Source organism: Micromonospora sp. CPCC 206060, assembly GCF_036906895.1.
Classification (GTDB): domain Bacteria; phylum Actinomycetota; class Actinomycetes; order Mycobacteriales; family Micromonosporaceae; genus Micromonospora.
This window is the reverse complement of sequence record NZ_JBAKHU010000275.1, coordinates 1-704: the sequence shown is the minus strand read 5'-3', so window position 1 is coordinate 704 and position 704 is coordinate 1. Positions and strand designations below refer to the sequence as shown.

Genomic DNA, 704 nt, shown 5'->3' with positions numbered 1-704 from the left:
ACGCGGCGCCTCCGATGACACCCCGACCGTGCGCACCTACCTCGCCGACCAGGAAGACGCCGAAAAGATCCTGACCGCCGCCCGGAAGCTACGCGAGCAGGCCGGAACCCTCACCGGCATGGCCGCCGGGGAAGACGTCACCCGCACGTCCCGCGACGTGCTCGCCGACGTGCGGTCCCTGTTCGGCCCCGACGAGCGTGGCTTGCAGTGGGAAGACATCGCCGCCCGCCTCGCCGAGCGGATGCCGGAGCACTACGCCGACCTCACCGCCGAATCGATCTCCGCTCAGGTCCGCGCGTTCGGTGTACCGAGCGTAGATGTCAAGCGGGCCGGTAAGGCCCTCAAGGGCGCCAAGGCCGACGCCATCGACGCTGCGATCGGCCGCCGCAAGAGCGCCTGAACGGTCGCGGGCCGCCCGCGACCGGTCGCGTCCACGCGACTCGACCCGCGACCGGCCTGGTCAGCACGAACATTGGCCGGTCGCGGGTCGCCCCACCACCTGTCACAGCCCGGAAACCGCCCTGGGAGGCCCTACCGTGCCCACCCTCGCCGCGACCGCAACCACCACCGGCACCGCCGCCGTCCTGTTCCTACTCACCACCGCCGCCGTCACCCTCTGCTACCTGGCCGTGTGTTGGTTTCGGCCGTTCCGGCGCTGCCGACGCTGCCACGGCACCGGCCGCCGCCGCTCCCTGATCCTGCGC

At 72.2% G+C, this 704-nt stretch carries 1 pseudogene; it reads left to right on the top strand.

Going from position 1 to position 704, the window contains the following annotated elements:
* A pseudogene (locus V6U90_RS33720) lies at positions 1-400 on the top strand (cell division protein FtsK); the annotation flags it as partial.
* Positions 401-704: the final 304 nt, after the last annotated feature.